Here is a 23221-nt window from a genome sequence, read left to right on the forward strand (position 1 = left end):
AGGGCTTACTGAATGAACCGCCTGAAAGAAAAATATATTAAAGAAGTAACACCATCATTGGTGGAAAAATTTAATTACAGCTCAGTTATGCAAACACCTAAAGTTGATAAAATCGTTATCAACATGGGTGTGGGTGATGCAGTATCAAATGCTAAAAACTTAGACAAAGCTGTTGAAGAATTAGCATTAATCACTGGTCAAAAACCACTTATCACAAAAGCTAAAAAATCTATCGCTGGATTCCGTTTACGTGAAGGAATGCCAATCGGTGCGAAAGTAACGCTACGCGGCGAAAGAATGTACGAATTTTTAGATAAATTAGTAACAGTTTCTTTACCTCGTGTACGTGACTTCCACGGTGTCAGCAAAAAAGCTTTCGATGGTCGTGGTAACTATACTTTAGGTATTAAAGAACAATTAATCTTCCCAGAAGTTGATTATGATTTAGTAGATAAAGTACGCGGTATGGACATCGTAATTGTTACAACAGCGAACACTGACGAAGAGTCTCGCGAATTGTTGGCACAATTAGGTATGCCATTCCAAAAATAATATAAGGAGGCGAACTACGTGGCTAAAAAATCAATGATTGCTAAAAACAAACGTCCTGCTAAACATTCAACACAAGCTTATACTCGTTGTGAACGTTGTGGACGTCCACATTCAGTTTATCGTAAATTTCATCTTTGCCGTATTTGCTTCCGCGAACTTGCCTATAAAGGTCAAATTCCCGGCGTGAAGAAAGCTAGCTGGTAAACAAGTAAACTCGCATAAAGGAGGTAAATAGTTCAATGGTCATGACAGATCCAATTGCAGATTTTCTAACTCGCATTCGTAATGCGAACATGGTTAAACATGAAACTTTAGAAGTACCTGCTTCAAAAATCAAACGTGATATCGCAGAAATCCTGAAACGTGAAGGATTTATCCGCGACGTAGAATACATCGAAGATGACAAACAAGGCGTAATCCGTGTTTTCCTAAAATATGGTAAAAACGAAGAACGTGTTATCACAAACTTAAAACGTATTTCTAAGCCAGGTTTACGTGCATACGTAAAAGCTGACGAAGTACCAAAAGTATTAAACGGTCTAGGAATTGCAATCATCTCTACATCAGAGGGTGTAATTACTGACAAAGAAGCTAGAGCGAAAAATATCGGCGGCGAAGTAATCGCCTACGTATGGTAATTCTAAAAAATACACAAGGAGGTGTCTCTAAGTGAGCCGTATTGGTAATAAAGTTGTTGTTCTTCCTGCTGGTGTTGAAATCAAGCAAGACGGAAACAACATTACAGTTAAAGGACCTAAAGGTGAATTAACACGCGAATTTTCTTCTGATATCAAAATGAACATCGAAGGAAACGAAGTGACATTCACTCGTCCAAACGATTCAAAAGAAATGAAAACAATCCACGGAACAACTCGTGCAAACTTCAACAACATGGTTGTTGGTGTTTCTGAAGGTTTCCAAAAAGCACTTGAACTTATCGGGGTCGGATACCGTGCCCAAGTACAAGGCAACAAATTAACTTTAAACGTTGGTTATTCTCATCCTGTCGAAATGACAGCACCAGAAGGCGTAACATTTGAAGTACCTGCGAACACACAAGTTATCGTTAAAGGCATCAACAAAGAAGTTGTTGGTGAATTAGCTGCTAACATCCGTGGCGTTCGTCCTCCAGAACCTTATAAAGGCAAAGGGATTCGCTATGTTGGTGAATTTGTACGCCGTAAAGAAGGTAAAACTGGTAAATAATAACAGCTGTGTAGAAAACAGAAGTCAACAACAAGCAACTGTCATTTTATGGGATTTTTCCAATAAAATGCTTTTGTCTTGTCTGCCAGCTTCTCTTTTCCGTAATCTGCTGACTGCTTGAAATATTAGTAGTAAACATTAAATCAAAGAGGTGAAAATTGTGATTACAAAACCAGATAAAAACAAAACACGTCAAAAGAGACATCGTCGTGTACGTAACAAAATCTCTGGTACTGCTGAGTGCCCACGCTTGAACATTTTCCGTTCTAACAAAAACATCTACGCGCAAGTCATTGATGACGTAGCGGGTGTGACGCTAGCAAGTGCCTCTGCCTTGGATAAAGAAATTTCAGGTGGAACAAAAACAGAAACAGCTGCAGCTGTTGGTAAACTAGTTGCTGAACGTGCCGCTGAAAAAGGCATTAAAAAAGTAGTCTTCGACCGTGGTGGATACCTTTACCATGGCCGCGTGCAAGCTTTAGCTGAAGCTGCTCGTGAAAATGGACTAGAATTTTAGGAGAAGGAGGAACACCATTCATGGTTTATATTGATCCAAAACATTTGGAATTAGAAGACCGCGTTGTAGCGATCAACCGTGTAACAAAAGTTGTTAAAGGTGGACGTCGTTTACGTTTCGCAGCTTTAGTTGTTGTCGGTGACAAAAACGGACACGTTGGTTTCGGTACTGGTAAAGCACAAGAAGTACCTGAAGCTATCCGTAAAGCAATCGAAGACGCGAAGAAAAACTTAGTTGAAGTGCCTATGGTTGGTTCTACTATCCCGCACGAAGTAATTGGCGTATTCGGTGGCGGCCGTATCCTTATGAAACCTGCAGTAGAAGGTTCTGGGGTAGCTGCTGGTGGACCAGTTCGTGCCGTATTGGAATTAGCTGGTGTAGCAGATATTACATCTAAATCACTAGGTTCAAACACACCTATTAACGTTGTTCGCGCAACTGTTGAAGGTCTAAAACAATTAAAACGTGCCGAAGAAGTGGCAGCACTTCGCGGTAAATCTGTAGAAGAAATTATCGGTTAAGGAGGACAAAAATAATGGCTGAATTAAAAATTACTTTAAAACGCAGTGTTATCGGACGTCCTCAAAACCAACGTGCTACAGTTAAAGCGTTAGGTTTAGGTAAAGTGAATAGTACTGTTACAAAACCTGCCAATGAAGCAATCAAAGGTATGGTTAACACTATTTCACATTTAGTGGACGTAGAAGAAGTTTAAGATTTATAGATTTGTAATAGAAGATTGCTTAAGGAGGTGCCAAACCTATGAAACTTCATGAATTAAAACCTGCTGAGGGCTCACGCCAAGTACGTAACCGTGTTGGACGTGGTACTTCATCTGGTAATGGTAAAACAGCTGGCCGTGGACAAAAAGGGCAAAAAGCCCGTTCAGGCGGTGGTGTTCGTTTAGGATTTGAAGGGGGTCAAACTCCATTATTCCGTCGTTTACCAAAACGTGGGTTTACAAACATTAATCGTAAAGATTACGCTGTTGTGAACTTAGATACTTTAAACCGTTTTGAAGATGGAACAGAAGTAACTCCTGTTGTCCTAAAAGAAGCAGGAATCGTTAAAAACGAAAAAGCGGGAATCAAAGTTCTTGCAGATGGTGAGTTAACGAAAAAATTAACTGTGAAAGCAGCTAAATTCTCGAAATCAGCACAAGAAGCTATCGAAGCTGCTGGTGGTTCAATCGAGGTGATCTAATTGTTCAAGCTATTAAAGAACGCCTTTAAAGTCAAAGACATTAGATCAAAAATCTTATTTACAGTTTTAATCTTGTTTGTATTTCGCCTAGGCGCGCACATTACTGTGCCCGGGGTGAATGCAAAGGGATTGTCTGATTTAAGTAGCTTACCCTTTTTGAATATGTTGAATATGGTGAGTGGTAGTGCCATGCAAAACTTCTCTATCTTCTCGATGGGGGTTTCGCCATACATTACAGCCTCTATTATTATTCAACTATTGCAAATGGATATTGTACCTAGATTTGTAGAATGGTCAAAACAAGGGGAAGTTGGGCGTAAGAAATTAAATCAAGCAACAAGATATCTAACGATTGTCTTGGGTGTGGCTCAGTCAATGGGGATCACTGCTGGTTTTAATAGCTTAAGTCAAACTGGGATTGTAAACAATCCAACCTTAGGTACCTTTGTGATGATTGCAGTTATTTTAACTGCTGGGACGATGTTTGTGACTTGGATGGGTGAACAAATTACAGAAAAAGGAATCGGAAATGGTGTTTCAATGATTATCTTTGCCGGGATTATTTCTCGTTTGCCAGGAGCAGTCAAAGAAATCTATGAAGATTACTTCGTCAATATCGAGTCTTCTCGTATTTGGCAATCTGTTATTTTCATTGCAATCTTAGTTATTGCTATTTTGGTGATCGTTACAGTCGTAACGTTCTTCCAACAAGCAGAACGTAAGATTCCAATCCAATATACAAAACGTGTTTCTGGTGCACCAACAAGTAGTTATTTACCGTTAAAAGTAAATGCTGCTGGGGTTATTCCAGTTATCTTTGCCAGCTCGTTAATTGCAACACCAAATGCCATTTTACAAGCTTTCTCATCAAAATTCGCTGGTGAAAATTGGTATGACATTATGACAAAAATCTTCAGTTATAACACAGTTCCAGGGGCAATCATCTATACTGTCCTAATCGTTGCGTTTACGTTCTTCTATGCATTTGTTCAAGTAAACCCTGAGAAATTAGCGGAAAACTTACAAAAACAAGGAAGCTACATTCCAAGCGTGCGACCAGGTAAAGGTACAGAAGAATATGTATCTGGCGTGTTAATGAGATTAAGTGTTGTCGGCTCAATTTTCCTAGGACTTGTTGCTTTACTTCCAATCATTGCGCAAATGGTTTGGAACTTACCTCAATCAATCGGTTTAGGTGGAACAAGTTTACTAATCGTTATCGGGGTTGCATTAGAAACAACGAAACAATTAGAAGGATTAATGATGAAACGTCAATATGTCGGCTTTATCAATAAGTAAGAATCGAGTGTTGAGGTTTTACCTCAGCACCATTCTCACATATGGCTAGCTTCATAAGCCGGTCTTTAAAATTAGGAGGAGAATATATGAACCTCATTTTAATGGGATTACCTGGAGCAGGTAAAGGCACCCAAGCAGAAAAAATCATTGATACGTATGGCATTCCACATATTTCTACTGGAGATATGTTCCGTGCAGCAATGAAAAATGAAACTGCCTTGGGCCTAGAAGCGAAATCTTATATCGATAAAGGTGAACTGGTTCCTGACGAAGTAACAAACGGAATTGTTAAAGAACGCCTTGCTGAACCAGACACAGACAAAGGATTCCTATTAGATGGTTTCCCACGTACACTGGATCAAGCAAAAGCATTAGATACAATGCTTAAAGAATTAAACAAAAAAATTGATGCTGTCATTGACATCCATGTAGAAGAAGATGTATTAATCGAGCGTTTAGCTGGACGATTCATCTGTCGCACATGTGGCGCAACGTATCATAAATTATTCAACCCGCCAAAAGTTGAAGGCACTTGTGATCGCTGTGGCGGACATGAATTCTACCAAAGAGAAGATGATAAGCCCGAAACGGTTAAAAATCGTTTGGCAGTCAACATTGAAAGTAGCGCACCAATCTTAGCTTTCTATAAAGAACAAGGCTTGATGCATACAATCGATGGCAATCGCGAAATCGATACTGTTTTTTCTGATGTGAAAAAAATCATTGACGAAAACTAATTTCCAATTGCCCGCAGTTTAACCCTGTTGTTGTATTCAGTTTCTCTTGCCAAAACATAACTAAATATGGTAGAATATATCAGTCCGACTTCTACAGTTTTGTGACATCAAAATGAATAACGAAGTTAGTTGAGAATTTCTAGGTGGGAGCTGGAGTTTCCGCCGTTTTATCGTGTGAAAACGCGAAACAAGTACAAGGAGGTACTGTGCGTGGCAAAAGAAGATATGATTGAAGTCGAAGGTACAGTCGTCGAAACTTTGCCGAATGCAATGTTTAAAGTCGAACTAGAAAATGGACACCAAGTTCTTGCTACTGTTTCAGGTAAAATCCGTATGCACTACATCCGTATCTTACCTGGTGACAAAGTAACAGTTGAATTATCACCGTATGATTTAACGCGTGGCCGTATTACTTATCGCTTTAAATAATTGTACTCCGTAAAACCACAGGAGGTATTATCATGAAAGTAAGACCATCAGTAAAACCAATGTGTGAACATTGTAAAGTAATTCGCCGTAAAGGACGTGTTATGGTTATTTGCCCAGCAAATCCAAAACATAAACAACGTCAAGGATAATTAGGAGGTGTAACGAATAATGGCTCGTATTGCAGGAGTAGACATCCCTCGTGACAAACGTGTAGTAGTTTCTCTTACTTACATTTATGGTATTGGTAACACTACAGCTAAAAAAGTTTTAGCAAACGTTGGCGTATCTGAAGATGTTCGTGTACGTGATTTAACAAACGAACAAACAGATGCGATTCGTGCGGAAATTGATAAGTTAAAAGTTGAAGGGGATCTTCGTCGTGAAGTGAACTTAAACATCAAACGCTTGATGGAAATCGGTTCATACCGTGGAATCCGTCACCGTCGTGGATTACCAACTCGTGGACAAAACACGAAAAATAATGCACGTACTCGTAAAGGCCCTACTAAAACAGTAGCAGGCAAGAAAAAATAATTCCTAAGTGAAGGAGGTTAGAACTTCATGGCAGCAAAAAAAGTTAGTCGTAAACGCCGTGTCAAAAAGAATATAGAATCAGGTGTAGCACATATCCATTCTACATTCAACAATACAATCGTAATGATTACTGATACACATGGTAATGCATTAGCATGGTCATCAGCAGGATCATTAGGCTTTAAAGGAAGCAAAAAATCAACTCCTTTTGCCGCTCAAATGGCTGCAGAAGCCGCAACTAAAGTGGCAATGGAACATGGACTTAAAACTGTAGACGTAACAGTTAAAGGACCTGGTTCTGGACGTGAAGCAGCAATTCGTTCATTACAAGCAACAGGTTTAGAAGTGACTGCAATTCGTGACGTGACTCCAGTTCCTCATAATGGATGCCGCCCTCCAAAACGCCGTCGTGTTTAATGAGCGCCACTCATTCTGAGTTTGAATTAGGAACGTCATTGAACAAGACACTTTTCGTTTTGAAAGGGGTATAGATAAGAATGATTGAATTTGAAAAACCAAGAATCGAAAAAATTGATGAAAATAGAGATTATGGTAAGTTCGTCGTTGAACCATTAGAACGCGGTTACGGAACTACTTTAGGTAACTCTCTACGTCGTATTTTATTGTCTTCTTTACCAGGAGCTGCAATTACGAATATTCAAATCGATGGTGTTTTACACGAATTCTCAACCATTCCAGGTGTACGAGAAGACGTAACACAAATTATTTTGAATATTAAAGGCTTAGCATTGAAATTATATGCTGAAGAAGAGAAAACCCTTGAGATCGATATTACAGGACCCGCTACCGTGACTGCCGGCGATATTATCGTGGACAGTGATGTTGAGATCCTAAATAAAGATTTAGTTATCTGTAGTGTTGCTGAAGGAGCTACTTTCCATGCTCGCTTAACAGTGAAACCTGGTCGTGGCTATGTTCAAGCAGACGAAAACAAAAAAGAAGATATGCCAATCGGTGTACTTCCAGTTGATTCCATCTACACACCCGTTCGTCGTGTTAACTACCAAGTAGAAAATACACGTGTTGGTCGTCGTGATGATTTCGACAAATTAACAATGGAAATATGGACAGATGGTTCAATCATTCCTCAAGAAGCACTAAGTTTAGCTGCGAAAATCATGACTGAGCATTTAGATATCTTTGTAAACCTTACTGACGAAGCGAAAAACGCTGAAATCATGGTGGAAAAAGAAGAAACTCAAAAAGAGAAAATGCTAGAAATGACGATTGAAGAACTTGATTTATCAGTTCGTTCATATAACTGTTTAAAACGTGCAGGCATTAATACTGTACAAGAACTTACAAACAAATCTGAACCAGAAATGATCAAAGTACGTAATTTAGGTCGTAAATCTCTTGAAGAAGTAAAACTTAAATTGCATGATCTAGGATTAGGATTACGTAAGGACGATTAAGACTTTTACGAAGTTTCCAGTCCTGCTTAACAGCAGTGGCTCGTGAGAACAGAAACGAAGGAGGGAACCCAACGTGAGTTACCGTAAATTAGGACGCACATCAAGCCAACGTAAAGCTATGCTACGTGATATTACAACTGATTTAATCATCAACGAACGCATCGTAACTACTGAAGCTCGTGCGAAAGAAGTACGTTCAACTGTAGAAAAAATGATTACTTTAGGTAAACGTGGAGATCTTCATGCACGTCGTCAAGCAGCTACTTTCGTTCGTAATGAAGTTGCTAGTGTTCGTGAAGAAGATGAGTCTATCGTTGTTGAATCAGCTTTACAAAAGCTATTTAACGATTTAGGACCTCGTTTCGCGGAACGCCAAGGTGGTTACACTCGTATCTTGAAGACAGAACCAAGACGCGGCGATGCAGCACCAATGGTAGTTATCGAATTTGTTAAATAATTAATAAACCGATCACTTTATAGATGTTTCTTTTAGAGTGTTATGATGTTGGAGGCGACTCCGAGTCTAGCTCTGCTTTCCCTGCTAAAGATGGCTTTAGCAGGGGAGCACTCATCATATAAAGGTGATTTTTTTTTGCTTTGGGAAAACGCTGTTTTCTCAAAGCTTTTTTGTTTCTTAAAAGCATTGCGGAAGCTTTTCCGGTTTGTTATACTGGTTATTAATTGGAATTTTCAGATAATTAAACAATCTGATTTAGTAGAAGGGGGAATTATATGTCGCAAATGTTTGCTTTTTCGTTGCTGATGGTTATTTTATACATTGGTGATGTAGTTTCTATCAAAACAAAAGCTTGGATTCCATCTGTTTTTGTTTGTGGTGTTTTATTTATTCTTGGTTATTGGACTATTTTTCCACAAAATATTGTGGAAGTGGCAGGGATTCCTACAGTGGTTGCCACTTTATTAATGTATCTGTTGATTACTAATATGGGCACTCTGCTCTCTGTTAAAGAATTGGTTAATCAATGGAAAACGATTGTGATTGCTTTGTCAGGTATTCTGGGCATTATTGCCTTGTTGTTAGCTGTGGGGACTTTTGTTTTTGACTTAAAAACAGTTTTAGTTGCAATCCCGCCGTTAGTAGGAGGTTTAGTTTCTTCATTAGTAATGTCAGAAGCGGCTCAATCAGCTGGTTTAGCCTCACTTTCGGTTTTGGCAATTTTAATTTATGTCATTCAAGGGTTTGCTGGTTATCCCTTAACTTCAATTGTTCTAAAAAAAGAAGGAAAGCGGAAGCTTCAAGAATATCGAGCAGGGACATGGCAGCTAGTTCATGAACAAGAGGGGCAAGAAACAGGAGCAGAACCAGATGTGCCTAAACTATTTGAAAAAGTACCCAAACGATATCATACAGATTATTCACGAATTTTACGTTTAGCCTTAGTTGCCACACTTGCTTATTATGTTTCTGTGTGGACGGCACCGTTTGTGACGATTAGTCCTTTTGTGCTGTGTTTATGTTTTGGCGTGATTGCAACGTCTTTAGGTTTTTTAGAAAAGCAACCATTGCAGAAAGCAAATAGCTTTGGTTTTGCGATTTTAGGGTTAATGCTTTTTGTCTTTGATGGCTTAAAACAAGCCACACCTGAAATGTTGATGGATTTATTTTTACCAATGATTGGGATTATTGTGATTGGTGTTATCGGGATGTACATCTTTTCAGCAATTGTTGGTCGTGTATTAGGTGTGAGTAAAGAGATGGCATTCGCTGTTTCGTTGACAGCTTTATATGGCTTTCCAGCCGATTATATTATTACGAATGAAGTGATTCAATCATTGACAGAAGATGAACAAGAACAGGCGGCTTTAACGAGCCATTTAATGCCACCGATGTTAGTGGCAGGTTTCGTAACAGTCACTATTGTTTCGGTTATTTTAGCGGGTATTTTTTCAAGTATTTTATTAAGTTTGTAGAAACGGGGCGTAAGTATGAAAAAAATCAAAGCACTAGTCAAGCAGCATTCACAAGAAATGATTGCTTTTCGACGGGATTTACACCAACATCCAGAATTACAATTTGAAGAATTTCGAACGACAGAAAAAGTCGCGGCAGTTCTTGATCAATTAGGAATTACTTATCGCAAAACAGAACCGACGGGTTTAATTGCTGAAATTGTGGGCGGCAAACCAGGCCGAGTGGTTGCGCTGCGGGCTGATATGGATGCCTTACCTGTACAGGAATTAAATGAAGATTTAGCTTATAAATCTTTAGAAGCTGGCAAGATGCATGCATGTGGGCATGATTCCCATACCGCGATGTTAGTAACAGCGGCTAAAGTATTAAAAGAAATCCAGGAAGAACTTCAGGGAACAGTAAGGTTAATTTTTCAACCATCTGAAGAAAATGCGCAAGGTGCTAAATCAATGGTTGCGCAAGGTGCAATGACCGGTGTTGATGATGTATTTGGCTTACATATCTGGTCACAAATGCCTGTAGGAACCGCTTCGTGTCGAGTGGGCTCAAGTTTCGCATCCGCAGATATTTTTTCTGTTGATTTTAAAGGCCGTGGTGGCCATGGTGCCATGCCAAACGCTTGTATTGATGCGGCAGTCATAGCTTCTTCTTTCGTGATGAATCTGCAAACGATTGTTTCTCGGGAGACAGATCCTTTAGATCCAGTAGTTGTCACGATTGGACGGATGGATGTGGGGACCCGTTTTAATGTGATTGCTGAGAATGCTCGTTTAGAAGGGACGGTTCGTTGCTTTAGTGTAGCAACGCGTAATCGAGTAGAACAGGCACTGCAACGCTATGCGGAACAAACAGCCGCTATTTACGGTGGGACGGCTTCGTTAGATTATCAATATGGAACGTTGCCAGTGATTAATGATGAGCAGGATGCCCTGTTTGCCCAAACACTAATTAAGGAAAATTTTGGTGAAGCGGCCTTAAGACAAGAAGAGCCGACAACCGGTGGTGAAGACTTCAGTTATTATACTGAACATGCTTCTGGTTGTTTTGCCTTAGTGGGAAGTGGTAATCCAGAGAAAGATACGGAATGGGCACATCACCATGGTCGTTTTAATATTGATGAAGATGCGATGGCAATGGGTGCTGAGTTATATGCCCAATATGCGTTTGAATATTTGAAGACACATTTTTAAAAGAAAATCAGTAACTTCTTGTTTTATGAGAACAAGAAGTTATTTTTATGAAAAATAGACCTGTCAAGACAGATAAGAGCTCCCATAATGACCGTTCTTTTGGTATAATAAAAAATAGTGTGAAGAATCAGAACAGATGATTGAAAAAACGCTACTTTTTTGGTAGTGTTAGAAAGAATAAATAGATTGAGGGAGTACGCGATGCAACCAATCATTGAACTAAATAATATCCAATTTAATTATCAACCAGAAGATGCTTCTCCCGCTTTAAAAGATGTGTCTTTTTCCATTCAACAAGGCGAATGGGTCGCTATTATTGGCCATAATGGTTCTGGTAAATCAACGTTAGCCAAAACGATCAATGGTCTGTTACTGCCAGCTGCTGGGACTATCAAAGTTGGCGGCAAAGAATTAAATGAAGCAAACGTCTGGGATATCCGGCGTATGGTAGGAATGGTCTTTCAGAATCCAGATAACCAATTTGTCGGTTCAACAGTCGAAGACGATGTGGCTTTTGGTTTAGAAAATCAAGGTATTCCGCGTGATGAAATGGTCGAACGTGTTCACGATGCATTAGAACGGGTTCGTATGTTAGATTTTGCCAAGCGAGAACCTGCTCGGCTATCTGGCGGCCAAAAACAACGAGTAGCTATCGCTGGTGTGGTTGCTTTGCGACCAGATATTATTATTTTAGACGAAGCGACAAGTATGTTAGATCCAGAAGGTCGTGCAGAAGTAATTGCTACCATTCAAAAGATTAAAGAAGAAAGCAATTTAACAGTTATTTCTATTACCCACGATATTGATGAAGCGGCTAATGCGAATCGTATTTTAGTGATGCGCCAAGGACAATTGACAAACGAGGGAACACCAGAAAAGATTTTTTCTGCAGGAGAAGCGCTTGTTGAAATGGGCTTGGATTTACCGTTTCCTGAAAAATTAAAAGTAGCTTTGAAAGAGCGTGGCGTTGTTGTGCCAACGAATTATTTAACAGAAGAAGGGATGGTGGATTGGTTATGGACATCCGTTTTAAACAAGTAGATTTTACTTACCAACCCAATACTCCTTTTGAGCAACGGGCATTATTCGATATTAATTTAACGATTCAAGACGGCTCTTATACAGCGATTGTCGGACATACTGGCAGTGGCAAATCAACGTTATTACAACATTTGAATGCTTTGGTGAAACCAACTAAAGGCCAAGTGACAATTGGAGAGCGTGTAATTACGCCAGAAACTGATAATAAGAATTTAAAACCAATTCGTAAAAAAGTTGGGATCGTTTTTCAATTTCCAGAAGCACAATTGTTTGAAGAAACAGTGGAGCGAGACATCGCTTTCGGACCGAAAAACTTTGGTGTTTCAGACGAAGAAGCGAAAAAATTAGCTAAGAAAATGCTTGATTTAGTCGGCTTAGATGAAAAATACTTACAACACTCTCCGTTTGAGTTATCAGGTGGTCAAATGCGCCGTGTCGCAATTGCTGGTGTGCTAGCGATGGAACCAGAAGTCTTAGTATTAGACGAACCGACTGCTGGTTTGGATCCTAAGGGTCGTAAAGAAATGATGGAGATGTTTAGTCGTCTGCATAAGGAACATAATATGACCATCGTTTTAGTGACACATTTGATGGATGACGTGGCTAATTACGCAGATCATGTGATTGTTTTAGAAAAAGGACAAATCGTCCGAGCGGGAGCACCACAAGAAGTGTTTCAAGAGACACAATGGCTGAAAGAAAAACAATTAGGCGTGCCAACTGCAGCCGAATTTGCTGAAAAATTAGTGGCAAAAGGCTTTTCTTTTGAGCAATTACCATTAACGGCCGATCAATTAGCCGATCAGCTTCTGAAAAAAATGCAGGAAGCAGGTGAGGCAAAATGATGAATAAATTGATTTTTGGGCGCTATATTCCAGGTGATTCTTTTATCCATCGTTTAGATCCGCGCGCAAAATTATTAGCTAGTTTTTATTTTATTGGAATTATCTTTTTAGCAAATAATTGGCAGAGTTATGTTTTAATAGCAGCCTTTACTGCTTTTGCTATTTCATTATCAAAAATCAGCGCCCGCTTCTTTATCCGCGGTGTTCGGCCATTATTATGGCTAATTCTGTTTACTGTGGCTCTTCAAACCTTGTTTACACAAGGGGGAGAGGTGTACTTTCAGTGGGGAATTATTTCCATTACCCAGTTTGGTGTGACGAATGGGCTGTTTATTTTCTGTCGTTTTGTTTTAATTATTTTCATGTCAACGTTATTAACTTTAACGACGGCACCATTAGAGTTATCAGATGCGATTGAATATTTGTTACGCCCACTTCGTGTGGTGAAATTTCCAGTTCATGAAGTTTCATTGATGTTATCAATTGCCTTACGTTTTGTCCCAACATTAATGGATGAAACGGAAAAGATTATGAATGCCCAACGTGCCCGTGGTGTTGATTTTGGTGAAGGAAACTTACTTCAAAAAATGAAAGCTATTGTTCCACTTTTAATTCCGCTTTTCGTAAGTAGTTTTAATCGTGCGGAAGACTTAGCGACTGCCATGGAAGCAAGAGGTTATCAAGGTGGCGAAGGACGGACAAAATACCGCATTCTTCATTGGCACCTACGAGATACAATAGTAATGTTTGGCTTTGTCTTGTTAACCATTGGCTTATTTGTATTAAGAACTTAGAAAAGGTGAAGAAAAATTATGCCCCGCTATAAAGCAATCATTGCCTATGATGGCACTCATTTTCATGGCTTTCAAAAGCAGCCTAATGAGCGTACCGTTCAAGAAGAAATAGAAAAAACGTTAGCACGCATGAATAACGGACACTCCGTGACGGTTTTTGGTTCAGGACGAACAGATGCAGGTGTTCATGCAATGGGCCAAGTGATTCACTTTGATTATCCGCAGGAACGTCCGTTGGAAAAAATGCGCTTTGCGTTAGACACACAAACACCAGAAGACATTGCTGTGCGCAGCGTGGAACGTGTTTCAGAAGACTTTCATGCACGTTATCACGTGATCGAAAAAACCTATCAATTTAAAGTGGATATTGGCAAACCGCGAAGTCCATTTCGACGTTTTTATGCTAGTTATTTCCCGTATCCCATTGATCTCGAAAAAATCCAACAAGCTTTGCCTGATTTATTAGGTACCCATGATTTTACCTCTTTCTGTGCCTCAGGAAGTTCAGTAGAAGATAAAGTCCGAACCATTCATGAAGCCAGTGTTCATGTCAATGAAACGGGGGATGAATTAACATTCACTTTTCGGGGCGATGGTTTCTTGTATAAAATGATTCGGATTTTAGTTGGTACGCTATTGAAAATCGGCAATGGGCGGCTGGAACCAACCGCGATTCCAGCAATTATCGCAGCCAAAGATCGAAATTTAGCAGGTCCGACTGCTCATCCAGAAGGATTGTATTTAGCAGAAGTGAAATATGAAAACTAAAAAGACGCAGACCTTACAAGAAAAGGTCTGCGTCTTTTTAGTTACAAAATTTAGATGTATTTAACAGCTGTTCCGTAAGCCACGACAGATTGCATGTCTGTGCCAATTGTGCCAGAATCAAAACGCATCATCACAACGGCATCTGCACCTAATTTAGAGGCTTCTGCTTTTAAACGTTCGATTGCTTGGTCGCGTGCTTCTCGTTGCATATCAGTGTAACCTTTGATTTCACCGCCAACTACGCTTTTTAGTCCAGCACCTAAATCTTTAAACATATTTTTAGAACGTGTGGTTAACCCGAAAACTTCTCCAATAATTTCATATTCTTGACCGCTAATTCTCTCGGTTGTTGTAACTAACATGGGCAATTTCCTCCAGTACTTGTTGGTAACTTCAATTTACCATAGTCAAGAGTTTGGTACAACGAATATACATAAAAACGACACTAGAAAAGATGCGCTTCCGCATTTTTTCTAGTGTCGTTTTGGTAAGAATTAATCAAGAATAGGCTCTTTTTTAGAAATCATGACCCAAACCCAACTAATTAGAAAAGCAACCGTTGCTGGAACGACCCAGCCCATGCCAATAGTGAACAATGGTAAGTATTGGCCGGCTTTTTCTAAAAGCGTTGTTACAAACGCCGTATCTTTGATAAAGGCAGGCGCGCTATTTAATGCATCTAAAACAGCAGCAATCAATGTGATATAGGTCGTTGCTTGATAGACTTCCCGTCGATGTTTGAAAATAGGACTGATGATTACCAAAAGCATTAAAGTAATCGCCAATGGATAAAGGAACATCAAGACTGGAACGGCAAATTGAATGATGTTGGTTAAGCCGACATTTGCAAAAATAGCTGGTAAAATAACAACAATTGCCAAGAATTTTTGATAGGAAACTTTCGGAAACATTTCTTCAAAAGTCTCAGAAAAGGCTGTGCTTAAGCCGATACCGGTTTTTAAACAAGCAAGAACTACGATAAAAGCCAGTAAAATACTCCCTGGTAGGCCTAAATAGTAATTGGCAATTTGGGCTAAGGCAATCCCGCCGTTTTCACTGATTGGAAAAGCCCCGATACTCATTGTTCCCATATAAGCAAGTAAGGTATAGATAATCCCCATCAATACAACACTGAAAGCACCTGATTTAATCATTCCTTTAGCGATATCTCCTGGTTTTTCGACGCCCATATTTCGTAAAGTGGAAACGACAACAATCCCAAAAGCTAATGAAGCTAAAGCATCCAGCGTATTATAACCTTCTGTAAATCCTTTAAAGAAAGGACTTGAAATATAATTTTCACCAACAGCGGCACTGGCCACATGACCTAATGGTTTTACAAAGGCTAAAACAATCAAAATTCCTAGCAATGCTAAAAATAACGGATTTAAAAACTTACCCACATAATCTAAGATTTTACTTGGCTTTCTAGAGAAGAGCCAAACGGCTAAGAAAAATAATGCGGAAAAGCCAGCAAGAACCAGCCATTGCAAGTCTTTCGGAACAAATGGTGCAAGACCAATCTCAAAAGAAGTAGTTGCTAACCTTGGTAAAGCAAAGAAAGGACCAATCGTTAAATATAATAGTAAGGTAAAAATAAGAGCATAACGACGATTAATCCGAGAAGCTAAGTCAAAAACACCTGAACTTTTAGAAACACCCATAGCAATGACACCAAGAAAAGGTAAGCCAATTCCAGTGGCTAAGAAGCCCAAGTTTGCTAAAAAGACGGAAGCCCCCGCTTCTTGTCCCATATGTACAGGGAAAATTAAATTTCCAGCACCGAAAAACAAACCGAATAACATTGAACCAACGTATAGATAATCACGCCAAACTAACTTTTTTTGCATAGATTCACACTCCTTAATATTGTCTTATTATTTAAAATAACAGAAGAAGAAACAGAGAGCAACCAGTTTTTATAGAAAACATTGGTTTTCTTATTTTTCTATGAAATAAGCATACTGATAATCATCACAATAGTGTCCATTTATATAAAATTCTTCTTTAAAATGTGCTTCCTGCACAAAACCATGTTTTTCATAGAATCGAATGGCTTCTTGATTGGTAGCCATTACTCGCAAACTCAGCTTATGAATCCCGCTTATCTGGGCCATATCTTTGACATACGACAACAAAGAACCACCAATCCCTTGGCCTTGGAAATCTGGCGAAACGCCAATACTTAGTAGCCATTGCTTTTGATGAGCTGCTAACGAAGTGGGCGGATGGACTTCAATAAATCCAGCGAGTTGTTGTCCGCTGATGGCAACGAAAATCGTTTCATCTTTCATTTTTTCTTGATATGCCGCAAGCGAGAGTGGTTGTATCTCGGCAGGGGTATTCTTTTTTGTCCAAATGATTTGATCCAAGGCATGTAATGCGGGCCAATCGGCTTCGGCAACTAAGCGAATAGTGAGTGAGGTAGACAAGATAATAGGGCTCCTTTTTCTGAAATTTTAAAATATAAAAAGACTATAGCATTTATTGTCTGAAAATTCAAATACTTTTAAAACGAAAAGAAAAATGGCTGCACCTTTTCGAGAAAATCAAAATATGCTACCATAGCTACCAGAGGATAGATGGTAAAAAAGAATCTATCTAAATGGAGGGTATGTTTGTGAAAAAAATGGCAGTATATTGTGGCGCCAGTCTGGGGAATGAGCCAATCTATCAGCAAGCTGCAGTAGCGTTAGCCGCTTGGATGAAAGAAAATCACTATGATCTAGTTTATGGCGGTGGCAATGTTGGTCTAATGGGTACGGTGGCTGACACGCTTTTAGCAGAAGGTGGAGAGGTAATTGGTGTCATGCCCACTTTTTTAATGGAGCGGGAGATTGCACATAATGGCATTACAAAGATGCATACAGTCAGTGATATGCATGCGCGTAAGAAAAAAATGATTGAATTGGCAGATGTGTATTTAGCTTTACCCGGTGGTCCCGGCACACTCGAAGAAATTAGCGAGGTGATCTCTTGGGGCCGAGTCGGTGAACATATGAACCCTTGTATTTTATACAACGTGAATGGTTACTATGATTTATTAGCTGCTTTTTTTGATAAAATGGTAGAAACTAATTTCTTAACAGCGGCGGATCGAGCTAAAATTTTCATTTCAGATTCCTTAGAAGAAATTGGTGCATTTATTGATTCCTATGAACCGCCAATGATTCGTCAATACAAAAACTAGTAAAAAAGAGGCAGTCACTCTAACCAGAATGACTGCCTCTTTTTTACTAGTTTTTCGTTAAAATCCGATGTAAGAACTCTTTTGTCCGAGCTTCTTTTGGATGGACAAAGATATCTTCAGCGGTCCCTTCTTCGGCAATGACACCTTTATCCATGAAAATAACACGATCGGATACGTCCCGCGCAAATTCCATTTCATGTGTTACAATCACCATTGTTAGCCCTGTATGGGCAAGATTTTTCATTGTTTTTAGCACTTCGCCAACCATTTCAGGATCCAATGCAGAAGTTGGTTCATCGAAAAGTAAAACATCTGGATCCATTGATAATGCTCGAGCAATGGCTACCCGTTGCTTTTGTCCACCAGACAATTGAGCAGGTTTGGCATCAATAAAACGAGCCATGCCAACTTTTTCTAAATTTTCTAAGGCAATTTTTTTGGCTTCTTCTTTGTTTCTTTTTAGGACAGTCATCTGACCAGAAGTACAGTTTTCTAAGACATTCATGTTATTAAATAAATTGAATGATTGGAAAACCATGCCTAAATGGGTCCGATATTTGGGCAAACTATAACCACGTTCTAAAACATTTTTACCATTATAGATGATTTTGCCATCTGTTGGTTTTTCTAACAAATTAATACAACGTAGTAACGTTGATTTACCAGAACCAGAAGAACCGATAATGGTGACAACTTCTCCTTTATTGACGTTCATATTGATATCTTTTAATACTTCGTTTTCGCCAAAGCTTTTTCGTAAATGTTCAATTTCAATAATTGCACTCATCTGTTTGCCTCCTAGCTTTCTTTTCCTTCTTCAGTTAATTCTTCTACTTTAACGTAAGCAGAAGGGCCATCCATTTTACGTTCCACAACACGTAAGATTCGTGTAATCACAAAAGTCATTACCAAGTACATGATGCCGACAATTGTAAAGGTTTGGAAGAACTGGAAGTTTGCGCCAGAAGCAGCATTCCCTTGGAAGAATAAATCTGCGACACCGATAACACTTAACACGGCTGTATCTTTGATATTAATGACAAATTCATTCCCTGTTGCAGGTAAAATATTACGTAATACTTGGGGAATAACGACTTTACGCATTGTTTGTCCATGGGTCATCCCAATCGCTTGTGCTGCCTCGAATTGTCCTTTATCTACTGCGAAAATACCTCCGCGAACAATTTCAGACATATAGGCACCAGTATTCACAGAAACGATAAATAATGCGGCCACTGTTCGGTCTAAAGAGATGCCAAAAGCTAGAGCTAAACCATAGAAAATAACCATTGCTTGAACCATCATTGGTGTACCACGGAAAACTTCAATATAAATAGAAAGAATTAAATTTCCTAATTTTTGGAAGAAACGAGCGACTGGGTTTTCAGAATCTGGAATTGTACGGAAGACACCAATTAGTAAACCAAGGGTTGTTCCGACAACTGTCCCAATTAACGCGATAAATAGCGTTAAACCAGCACCACGTAAAAACATGTCGCCATATTGATTCCAAATATTTTTGAAATCGTTAATAAGTCCTGTTTTTTGTTCATCACTATCTGTTGCTGCAGGTTGATCCTTGATTGCTTGGTCCATAATTTTTGTCCGTTCATCTTGAGAAATACCTGCTAAAATTTTGTTTACTTTTTCAATGTCTGGATCGCCTTTACGCATGCCGACTGCTACTTGTGAGTCTTCAGCGCTAGCATCAAAGCCATTTTCTTTTGGAAATTCTAACATTTTTAATTCTTTATTGACACTAGTTGCTGTTATGCCTTCGGGGCGTTCACTAACATACCCATCAATCATGCCAGAAGCAAGTGCTGTTCGCATAGCTGAAAAGTTATCCATTGCTTGCTGTTTATTGACATTTGGAATTTGATCAATTAATCCGTAGTGGAATGTATTTAGTTGAGCCGTAATTTTAGCATCAGCTAAATCTTTCAAGCTTTTTGCATTAGCGTATTTGCCATCTTTTTTTACAATTACGACAAATTGTGATTCATAATAAGGGTTTGTAAAAGCAATTTCTTTTTTTCGTTCAGCGGTTGGGCTCATTCCGGCGATAATGGCATCAATTTTTCCAGATTGTAAGGCGGGCGCCAAGCCATCCCATTTGGTTTGGACGATTACTAATTTACGACCTAAACCATCGGCAATTTTTTTAGAAATTTGAACATCATAGCCACCTGCATAAGAGTTGCCTTGAATAGGCACTGCGCCATGTGCGTCATTTTTCTGTGACCAGTTAAAAGGGGCGTAGCCAGCTTCCATGCCGACACGAAATTCACCATTTTCCTCCGCCGAAGCGTTGGTTGTCATGCCAAGTAACGAAAATAGCGTGACAAGTAGTAGACTGAATGAAAAAACTTTTTTGTTCATCTTTTTCTCTCCTTTAAATTTCTTGTCTGATTGATCGTTTTGTCTTTTTTCAATCAACAAGCTTTGATAATCAGCTGAGCAAAAGCGATTCTGTCTTTTTAAAGGAGAATACTTCTGTCACAACCTATTTTTGAATACAAAAAAACAACCAAACAGATGTAAGGTTGCTAGGTAATGTCGAAAAAAATTCCTCAACGAAACATAGCACAACTTAGCATCACTACTAAGACAGTCCGCAAGCTCTTAACTTACGTCCCAACACACAACAGAAGAGGCTCCGTTATGCATTTCGGCGATTGATCCTAAACTTGCTTCCCAGTGTCCTCTCACTCCACAAGCGTAATAAAAACCGCGACCTCTACCTCTTTTTTGAGGCACTATTCAGTTATTAAATTCAGTTATTAATTTTAGGATAAATCCAGAAGAAAGTCAATATGTTCCAGCAAAGGAATTTATCAAGAGGACACAAACACCATGAAATTAGCGTAACATTTTCCCTACGAAATAGAAACTAATACGAAAAAAGCAACCATTCCTAAAGGAACAGTTGCTTTTTACTTAAGCTTTGACAGCTTTTGGTTCACGACCTAAAATAGCTTGAAGAACAGTCAATACACCTAAAGAAGCTAAAATTGTATAAATTAGACTTGAGTAAGTTAAGATACCGAAATCCCAAGTTTTGTAAACTAATAAAACAATTGCTAAGGCGATAATAGCGATAACGTTGAAGAACGCAAAAGCCCAAAGATTTCCGTTTTCTTTACGAGAAAGATAAAAAACAGAGAACCAAATGCTTAAAACGCCCCAAGCGATGCAGGCAATAATTGCAGCCCAATAAATAATAAATGCGACCATTGTTGTTTCACCTCACTTTTACTCATGCATATTTTACCACGAGTTGAGAAATTTGTCACAAACTCTTTCAAGATAAATCAATATATAGGTAAGAAGTTTTCAAAAAGTGGAAAAACTTTTGGTGCTAATGTTAAAATACGTTATAATATAGAAGATTAGGAGCTGAATCGATATGCAAGATATCACGCAAGCTGAGGCAATTCATTGGTTGGCAACCCAACAAAAAATCACATTTTTAACAGGTGCGGGTATCTCGACAGCCTCAGGTGTGCCAGATTATCGTTCCTTAAAAGGTGTCTATCAAGGAATCCAGCAACCGGAATACTTATTGAGCCGGACTTGCTTAAAAACAGAGCCAGAAAAGTTTTATCAATTCGTTAAAACGCTCTATCATCCAGACGCACAACCTAATATCATTCACCAGAAAATGGCCCAATTAGAGCAAATGAAACGGGGAAAAATTGTTTCACAAAATATTGATGGGCTTCATCGAAAAGCAGGTAGCCAAGAAGTGGTGGACTTTCATGGTAATTTATATGAATGTTATTGCCAAACTTGTGGTGCAACGGTTCCTTGGCAAGACTATTTGCTTAGTGATCGGCACGCTGATTGTCATGGACAAATCCGTCCAGCTATTACTTTGTATGAAGAAGGACTATCCGAAGAGGCAATTGAAAAAGCCATTCAGGCCGTTGCTTCTGCCGACTTAATCGTGATTGTCGGCACGAGTTTTCAAGTGCATCCATTTTGTGATTTGATTCATTATAAACAACCAACGGCAACTATTTTAGCCATTAATCAAACGCCGCTATTTTTACAACAACCTTATTATTTTTTAGAAGCGAAAGCCGAAACGATATTTGCAGAATTAACGATAAAGGAGTAACGGAATGGAAGAATTTAAATCAGAAAAAGAAAAAATGATCGCAGGTGCACTATATTTTGCCTCAGATCCTGAATTAGTGGCTGATCGCAAAAAAGCCCGTGAACAAATGGCGTTAATTAACCAACAACCAGACACTTATATTCGTCGTCAATTAATAGAAGAAACGTTTGGAAAAGTGGGTGTCGGGACGTACATCGAACCGATGATTCAATTTGATTATGGCTACAACATTTCTGTGGGAAAAAATTTCTATGCCAATTTTAATAACGTTTTTTTAGATGTTTGTCCAATCGAAATTGGCGATAACTGTATGTTTGGACCCAATGTGCAACTTTATACAGCCGAGCATCCATTACAAGCGGCCAAGCGTAATAGCGGAATGGAATCAGGGAAACGAATTATCATTGGCAACAATGTTTGGATTGGCGGTGGAGCGATTGTCCTTCCTGGCGTAACATTAGGCGATAATGTAGTGGTGGCAGCAGGTGCTGTTGTGACCAAATCGTTTCCAGAAAACTGTGTGATCGCAGGTAATCCAGCACGGATAATTAAAGAATTGACTGAAGATGACGCCCCAACAACTTCTTTAGAACAACAACGAGCAAAGATTAACCAAATCGATAAGGAACTGGTCCGTTTATTAGAACAGCGGATGGACGTCGTCGCAGAGATTGCTGCAGTGAAAAAGAAAGCAGGTCATGCGGTTTTTGATTCTGAAAGAGAACAACAAGTATTAGAAACTATTCTGAATCATGTTGAAAATGCCGAGTATGAAGAAACATTATCTGAGACTTTCCAGGGAATTATGGACGCCTCTAAACGTTTCCAAGAAAAACATTTAGGAGAGTGAGGCGAAGGTCGTGGATGGAGAAATCAGAAGAAGAGAGATTGTTAAAAGATTAAGAGAGACCGAAAAGCCAATTAGTGCCACTCGTTTTGCAAAAGCTTTTGATGTCAGCAGACAAATTATTGTAGGAGATGTCGCTCTATTACGGGCGACAGGGGTCGAAATTGTCGCAACAGCTCGAGGGTATATGTTGGAACAACCTTTAGAAGGAATTGAACGGAAAATTGCTTGTCAACATACACCTGAACAAACGAGAGAAGAATTGTCAGTCATTGTTGCCAAAGGTGGAGAAGTGGTAGATGTGAGTATTGCACATCCGCTTTATGGGGAATTAATCGGCAGTTTGCGCATTCAATCAGAGAAAGATATTGATAAATTTATGGACAAGTATCAAAAAGAGCATGCTACATTACTATCAGTTTTAACAGGAGGCGTCCATCTGCATACTATTCGCTGTGCAGACGAAGAAACTTTCCAAGAAATCAAAGAGGCACTTCGAAAAAAAAGTATTTTGTTTGAAGGATAACGAGAAAAAGAGAGGACGTTGATGTTTGTTCAAGCCCTTTCTTTTTTTTCT

The 23221-nt window shown here is 39.1% G+C and carries 33 protein-coding genes and 1 riboswitch; of the genes, 27 read left to right on the plus strand and 6 right to left on the minus strand.

What is annotated here, in order from left to right; translation table 11 throughout:
* Nucleotides 1-12: 12 nt before the first annotated feature.
* The 23 genes from rplE to truA all read left to right on the plus strand — a co-directional run bounded on the left by rplE (nt 13) and on the right by truA (nt 14484).
* The gene (gene rplE / locus IGL13_RS00940; RefSeq protein ID WP_002356213.1) at nt 13-552 is read left to right on the plus strand and encodes a 50S ribosomal protein L5; all 540 of its coding nucleotides are present in this window, start codon (nt 13-15) and stop codon (nt 550-552) included.
* An 18-nt stretch (nt 553-570) separates the two neighbouring features.
* Nucleotides 571-756 carry a type Z 30S ribosomal protein S14 gene (locus IGL13_RS00945; RefSeq protein ID WP_002356214.1) on the plus strand — a complete coding sequence of 62 codons (186 nt, stop codon included), beginning with the start codon at nt 571-573 and terminating at the stop codon, nt 754-756.
* A gap of 35 nt (nt 757-791) precedes the next feature.
* Nucleotides 792-1190 carry a 30S ribosomal protein S8 gene (rpsH, locus tag IGL13_RS00950; RefSeq protein WP_002356215.1) on the plus strand — a complete coding sequence of 133 codons (399 nt, stop codon included), beginning with the start codon at nt 792-794 and terminating at the stop codon, nt 1188-1190.
* Nucleotides 1191-1221: 31 nt separating this feature from the next.
* A complete protein-coding gene (gene rplF / locus IGL13_RS00955; protein WP_002356217.1) occupies nt 1222-1758 on the plus strand; it encodes a 50S ribosomal protein L6 in 537 nt (178 codons plus the stop codon).
* 160 nt (nt 1759-1918) lie between these two features.
* Nucleotides 1919-2275: a 50S ribosomal protein L18 gene (gene rplR, locus IGL13_RS00960; RefSeq protein ID WP_002356218.1), complete on the plus strand. Its 357-nt coding sequence runs from the start codon at nt 1919-1921 to the stop codon at nt 2273-2275.
* Nucleotides 2276-2295: 20 nt separating this feature from the next.
* On the plus strand, nt 2296-2796 hold the full coding sequence (rpsE, locus tag IGL13_RS00965; RefSeq protein ID WP_002356219.1) for a 30S ribosomal protein S5: 501 nt from the start codon (nt 2296-2298) through the stop codon (nt 2794-2796).
* A gap of 14 nt (nt 2797-2810) precedes the next feature.
* On the plus strand, nt 2811-2990 hold the full coding sequence (gene rpmD, locus IGL13_RS00970) for a 50S ribosomal protein L30 (RefSeq protein ID WP_002356220.1): 180 nt from the start codon (nt 2811-2813) through the stop codon (nt 2988-2990).
* A gap of 47 nt (nt 2991-3037) precedes the next feature.
* The gene (gene rplO / locus IGL13_RS00975) at nt 3038-3478 is read left to right on the plus strand and encodes a 50S ribosomal protein L15 (protein WP_002356221.1); all 441 of its coding nucleotides are present in this window, start codon (nt 3038-3040) and stop codon (nt 3476-3478) included.
* Complete coding sequence (gene secY, locus IGL13_RS00980) at nt 3479-4777, plus strand: preprotein translocase subunit SecY (protein WP_002359350.1); 1299 nt, start codon at nt 3479-3481, stop codon at nt 4775-4777. It abuts the gene before it with no gap.
* Between the two features lie 86 nt (nt 4778-4863).
* Nucleotides 4864-5514, plus strand: coding sequence for an adenylate kinase (locus IGL13_RS00985; protein WP_002356223.1), 651 nt, complete (start codon nt 4864-4866; stop codon nt 5512-5514).
* A gap of 210 nt (nt 5515-5724) precedes the next feature.
* Complete coding sequence (gene infA, locus IGL13_RS00990; RefSeq protein ID WP_002356224.1) at nt 5725-5943, plus strand: translation initiation factor IF-1; 219 nt, start codon at nt 5725-5727, stop codon at nt 5941-5943.
* Nucleotides 5944-5975: 32 nt separating this feature from the next.
* On the plus strand, nt 5976-6092 hold the full coding sequence (gene rpmJ, locus IGL13_RS00995; protein WP_002288710.1) for a 50S ribosomal protein L36: 117 nt from the start codon (nt 5976-5978) through the stop codon (nt 6090-6092).
* 19 nt (nt 6093-6111) lie between these two features.
* Nucleotides 6112-6477, plus strand: a complete 366-nt coding sequence (gene rpsM, locus IGL13_RS01000) for a 30S ribosomal protein S13 (protein ID WP_002356225.1) — start codon at nt 6112-6114, stop codon at nt 6475-6477.
* 27 nt (nt 6478-6504) lie between these two features.
* Entirely contained in the window at nt 6505-6894 is a 390-nt protein-coding gene (rpsK, locus tag IGL13_RS01005; RefSeq protein WP_002356226.1) for a 30S ribosomal protein S11, read from the plus strand.
* An 80-nt stretch (nt 6895-6974) separates the two neighbouring features.
* The gene (locus IGL13_RS01010; protein WP_002356227.1) at nt 6975-7913 is read left to right on the plus strand and encodes a DNA-directed RNA polymerase subunit alpha; all 939 of its coding nucleotides are present in this window, start codon (nt 6975-6977) and stop codon (nt 7911-7913) included.
* A 73-nt stretch (nt 7914-7986) separates the two neighbouring features.
* On the plus strand, nt 7987-8370 hold the full coding sequence (gene rplQ, locus IGL13_RS01015; RefSeq protein WP_002356228.1) for a 50S ribosomal protein L17: 384 nt from the start codon (nt 7987-7989) through the stop codon (nt 8368-8370).
* Nucleotides 8371-8415: 45 nt separating this feature from the next.
* Entirely contained in the window at nt 8416-8676 is a 261-nt protein-coding gene (locus IGL13_RS01020; RefSeq protein WP_025193439.1) for a hypothetical protein, read from the plus strand.
* Nucleotides 8646-9845 (plus strand): DUF819 family protein, encoded by a 1200-nt coding sequence (locus IGL13_RS01025; protein WP_002378714.1) that lies wholly within the window; start codon nt 8646-8648, stop codon nt 9843-9845. The genes IGL13_RS01020 and IGL13_RS01025 overlap by 31 nt, the downstream gene beginning before the upstream one ends.
* A gap of 15 nt (nt 9846-9860) precedes the next feature.
* Entirely contained in the window at nt 9861-11036 is a 1176-nt protein-coding gene (locus IGL13_RS01030) for a M20 family metallopeptidase (RefSeq protein WP_002378716.1), read from the plus strand.
* 201 nt (nt 11037-11237) lie between these two features.
* Complete coding sequence (locus IGL13_RS01035) at nt 11238-12077, plus strand: energy-coupling factor ABC transporter ATP-binding protein (RefSeq protein ID WP_002359354.1); 840 nt, start codon at nt 11238-11240, stop codon at nt 12075-12077.
* Nucleotides 12053-12922, plus strand: a complete 870-nt coding sequence (locus IGL13_RS01040; RefSeq protein WP_002381364.1) for an energy-coupling factor ABC transporter ATP-binding protein — start codon at nt 12053-12055, stop codon at nt 12920-12922. The genes IGL13_RS01035 and IGL13_RS01040 overlap by 25 nt, the downstream gene beginning before the upstream one ends.
* Complete coding sequence (locus tag IGL13_RS01045) at nt 12919-13716, plus strand: energy-coupling factor transporter transmembrane component T family protein (RefSeq protein WP_002373841.1); 798 nt, start codon at nt 12919-12921, stop codon at nt 13714-13716. Before IGL13_RS01040 ends, IGL13_RS01045 begins: the two co-directional genes overlap by 4 nt.
* Nucleotides 13717-13734: 18 nt before the next feature.
* A complete protein-coding gene (truA, locus tag IGL13_RS01050; RefSeq protein WP_002356237.1) occupies nt 13735-14484 on the plus strand; it encodes a tRNA pseudouridine(38-40) synthase TruA in 750 nt (249 codons plus the stop codon).
* A gap of 50 nt (nt 14485-14534) precedes the next feature.
* On the opposite strand, the gene IGL13_RS01055 is transcribed toward truA, so the two are convergent.
* The 3 genes from IGL13_RS01055 to IGL13_RS01065 form a co-directional block, all read right to left on the minus strand.
* A complete protein-coding gene (locus tag IGL13_RS01055; RefSeq protein WP_002381365.1) occupies nt 14535-14846 on the minus strand; it encodes a heavy metal-binding domain-containing protein in 312 nt (103 codons plus the stop codon).
* A gap of 132 nt (nt 14847-14978) precedes the next feature.
* A complete protein-coding gene (gene brnQ / locus IGL13_RS01060) occupies nt 14979-16334 on the minus strand; it encodes a branched-chain amino acid transport system II carrier protein (RefSeq protein ID WP_002364523.1) in 1356 nt (451 codons plus the stop codon).
* 90 nt (nt 16335-16424) lie between these two features.
* Complete coding sequence (locus IGL13_RS01065) at nt 16425-16916, minus strand: GNAT family N-acetyltransferase (protein ID WP_002367642.1); 492 nt, start codon at nt 16914-16916, stop codon at nt 16425-16427.
* A 173-nt stretch (nt 16917-17089) separates the two neighbouring features.
* On the opposite strand from IGL13_RS01065, the gene IGL13_RS01070 reads away from it, so the two are divergent.
* Complete coding sequence (locus tag IGL13_RS01070) at nt 17090-17674, plus strand: TIGR00730 family Rossman fold protein (protein WP_002385418.1); 585 nt, start codon at nt 17090-17092, stop codon at nt 17672-17674.
* A gap of 46 nt (nt 17675-17720) precedes the next feature.
* On the opposite strand, the gene IGL13_RS01075 is transcribed toward IGL13_RS01070, so the two are convergent.
* The 3 genes from IGL13_RS01075 to IGL13_RS01085 form a co-directional block, all read right to left on the minus strand.
* The gene (locus IGL13_RS01075; RefSeq protein ID WP_002356242.1) at nt 17721-18461 is read right to left on the minus strand and encodes an amino acid ABC transporter ATP-binding protein; all 741 of its coding nucleotides are present in this window, start codon (nt 18459-18461) and stop codon (nt 17721-17723) included.
* Between the two features lie 11 nt (nt 18462-18472).
* Nucleotides 18473-20056 (minus strand): ABC transporter substrate-binding protein/permease, encoded by a 1584-nt coding sequence (locus tag IGL13_RS01080; RefSeq protein ID WP_002381368.1) that lies wholly within the window; start codon nt 20054-20056, stop codon nt 18473-18475.
* A gap of 194 nt (nt 20057-20250) precedes the next feature.
* Nucleotides 20251-20425: riboswitch (Lysine riboswitch) on the minus strand.
* Nucleotides 20426-20614: 189 nt separating this feature from the next.
* Nucleotides 20615-20911, minus strand: coding sequence for a hypothetical protein (locus IGL13_RS01085; RefSeq protein ID WP_002356244.1), 297 nt, complete (start codon nt 20909-20911; stop codon nt 20615-20617).
* 172 nt (nt 20912-21083) lie between these two features.
* Here IGL13_RS01085 and IGL13_RS01090 point away from each other — a divergent pair, with 172 nt between their 5' ends.
* The 3 genes from IGL13_RS01090 to IGL13_RS01100 are packed head-to-tail and all read left to right on the plus strand — an operon-like array spanning nt 21084 to nt 23170.
* Complete coding sequence (locus IGL13_RS01090; RefSeq protein ID WP_002381369.1) at nt 21084-21797, plus strand: NAD-dependent protein deacylase; 714 nt, start codon at nt 21084-21086, stop codon at nt 21795-21797.
* 4 nt (nt 21798-21801) lie between these two features.
* Nucleotides 21802-22647 carry a chorismate mutase gene (locus IGL13_RS01095; protein WP_002363448.1) on the plus strand — a complete coding sequence of 282 codons (846 nt, stop codon included), beginning with the start codon at nt 21802-21804 and terminating at the stop codon, nt 22645-22647.
* Nucleotides 22648-22657: 10 nt separating this feature from the next.
* The gene (locus IGL13_RS01100; protein ID WP_002356248.1) at nt 22658-23170 is read left to right on the plus strand and encodes a transcription repressor NadR; all 513 of its coding nucleotides are present in this window, start codon (nt 22658-22660) and stop codon (nt 23168-23170) included.
* Nucleotides 23171-23221: the final 51 nt, after the last annotated feature.

This window comes from Enterococcus sp. DIV1937 (assembly GCF_050535975.1).
GTDB classification, from domain to species: Bacteria; Bacillota; Bacilli; order Lactobacillales; family Enterococcaceae; genus Enterococcus; species Enterococcus faecalis.

Coding starts and splice junctions, on each gene's coding strand:
- IGL13_RS01045 (WP_002373841.1), top strand. CDS start 12,919: ATGATGAATAAATTGATTTTTGGGCGCTATATTCCAGGTGATTCTTTT.
- rpsH (WP_002356215.1), top strand. CDS start 792: ATGGTCATGACAGATCCAATTGCAGATTTTCTAACTCGCATTCGTAAT.
- IGL13_RS01070 (WP_002385418.1), top strand. CDS start 17,090: ATGGAGGGTATGTTTGTGAAAAAAATGGCAGTATATTGTGGCGCCAGT.
- rpmD (WP_002356220.1), top strand. CDS start 2,811: ATGGCTGAATTAAAAATTACTTTAAAACGCAGTGTTATCGGACGTCCT.
- IGL13_RS01035 (WP_002359354.1), top strand. CDS start 11,238: ATGCAACCAATCATTGAACTAAATAATATCCAATTTAATTATCAACCA.
- IGL13_RS01055 (WP_002381365.1), bottom strand. CDS start 14,846: ATGTTAGTTACAACAACCGAGAGAATTAGCGGTCAAGAATATGAAATT.
- truA (WP_002356237.1), top strand. CDS start 13,735: ATGCCCCGCTATAAAGCAATCATTGCCTATGATGGCACTCATTTTCAT.
- rplO (WP_002356221.1), top strand. CDS start 3,038: ATGAAACTTCATGAATTAAAACCTGCTGAGGGCTCACGCCAAGTACGT.
- rpmJ (WP_002288710.1), top strand. CDS start 5,976: ATGAAAGTAAGACCATCAGTAAAACCAATGTGTGAACATTGTAAAGTA.
- rpsE (WP_002356219.1), top strand. CDS start 2,296: ATGGTTTATATTGATCCAAAACATTTGGAATTAGAAGACCGCGTTGTA.
- IGL13_RS01085 (WP_002356244.1), bottom strand. CDS start 20,911: ATGGTCGCATTTATTATTTATTGGGCTGCAATTATTGCCTGCATCGCT.
- rpsK (WP_002356226.1), top strand. CDS start 6,505: ATGGCAGCAAAAAAAGTTAGTCGTAAACGCCGTGTCAAAAAGAATATA.
- IGL13_RS01080 (WP_002381368.1), bottom strand. CDS start 20,056: ATGAACAAAAAAGTTTTTTCATTCAGTCTACTACTTGTCACGCTATTT.
- IGL13_RS01040 (WP_002381364.1), top strand. CDS start 12,053: ATGGACATCCGTTTTAAACAAGTAGATTTTACTTACCAACCCAATACT.
- brnQ (WP_002364523.1), bottom strand. CDS start 16,334: ATGCAAAAAAAGTTAGTTTGGCGTGATTATCTATACGTTGGTTCAATG.
- IGL13_RS01025 (WP_002378714.1), top strand. CDS start 8,646: ATGTCGCAAATGTTTGCTTTTTCGTTGCTGATGGTTATTTTATACATT.
- IGL13_RS01030 (WP_002378716.1), top strand. CDS start 9,861: ATGAAAAAAATCAAAGCACTAGTCAAGCAGCATTCACAAGAAATGATT.
- rplE (WP_002356213.1), top strand. CDS start 13: ATGAACCGCCTGAAAGAAAAATATATTAAAGAAGTAACACCATCATTG.
- IGL13_RS01090 (WP_002381369.1), top strand. CDS start 21,084: ATGCAAGATATCACGCAAGCTGAGGCAATTCATTGGTTGGCAACCCAA.
- IGL13_RS01020 (WP_025193439.1), top strand. CDS start 8,416: ATGTTGGAGGCGACTCCGAGTCTAGCTCTGCTTTCCCTGCTAAAGATG.
- IGL13_RS01075 (WP_002356242.1), bottom strand. CDS start 18,461: ATGAGTGCAATTATTGAAATTGAACATTTACGAAAAAGCTTTGGCGAA.
- IGL13_RS01010 (WP_002356227.1), top strand. CDS start 6,975: ATGATTGAATTTGAAAAACCAAGAATCGAAAAAATTGATGAAAATAGA.
- rpsM (WP_002356225.1), top strand. CDS start 6,112: ATGGCTCGTATTGCAGGAGTAGACATCCCTCGTGACAAACGTGTAGTA.
- IGL13_RS00985 (WP_002356223.1), top strand. CDS start 4,864: ATGAACCTCATTTTAATGGGATTACCTGGAGCAGGTAAAGGCACCCAA.
- IGL13_RS01095 (WP_002363448.1), top strand. CDS start 21,802: ATGGAAGAATTTAAATCAGAAAAAGAAAAAATGATCGCAGGTGCACTA.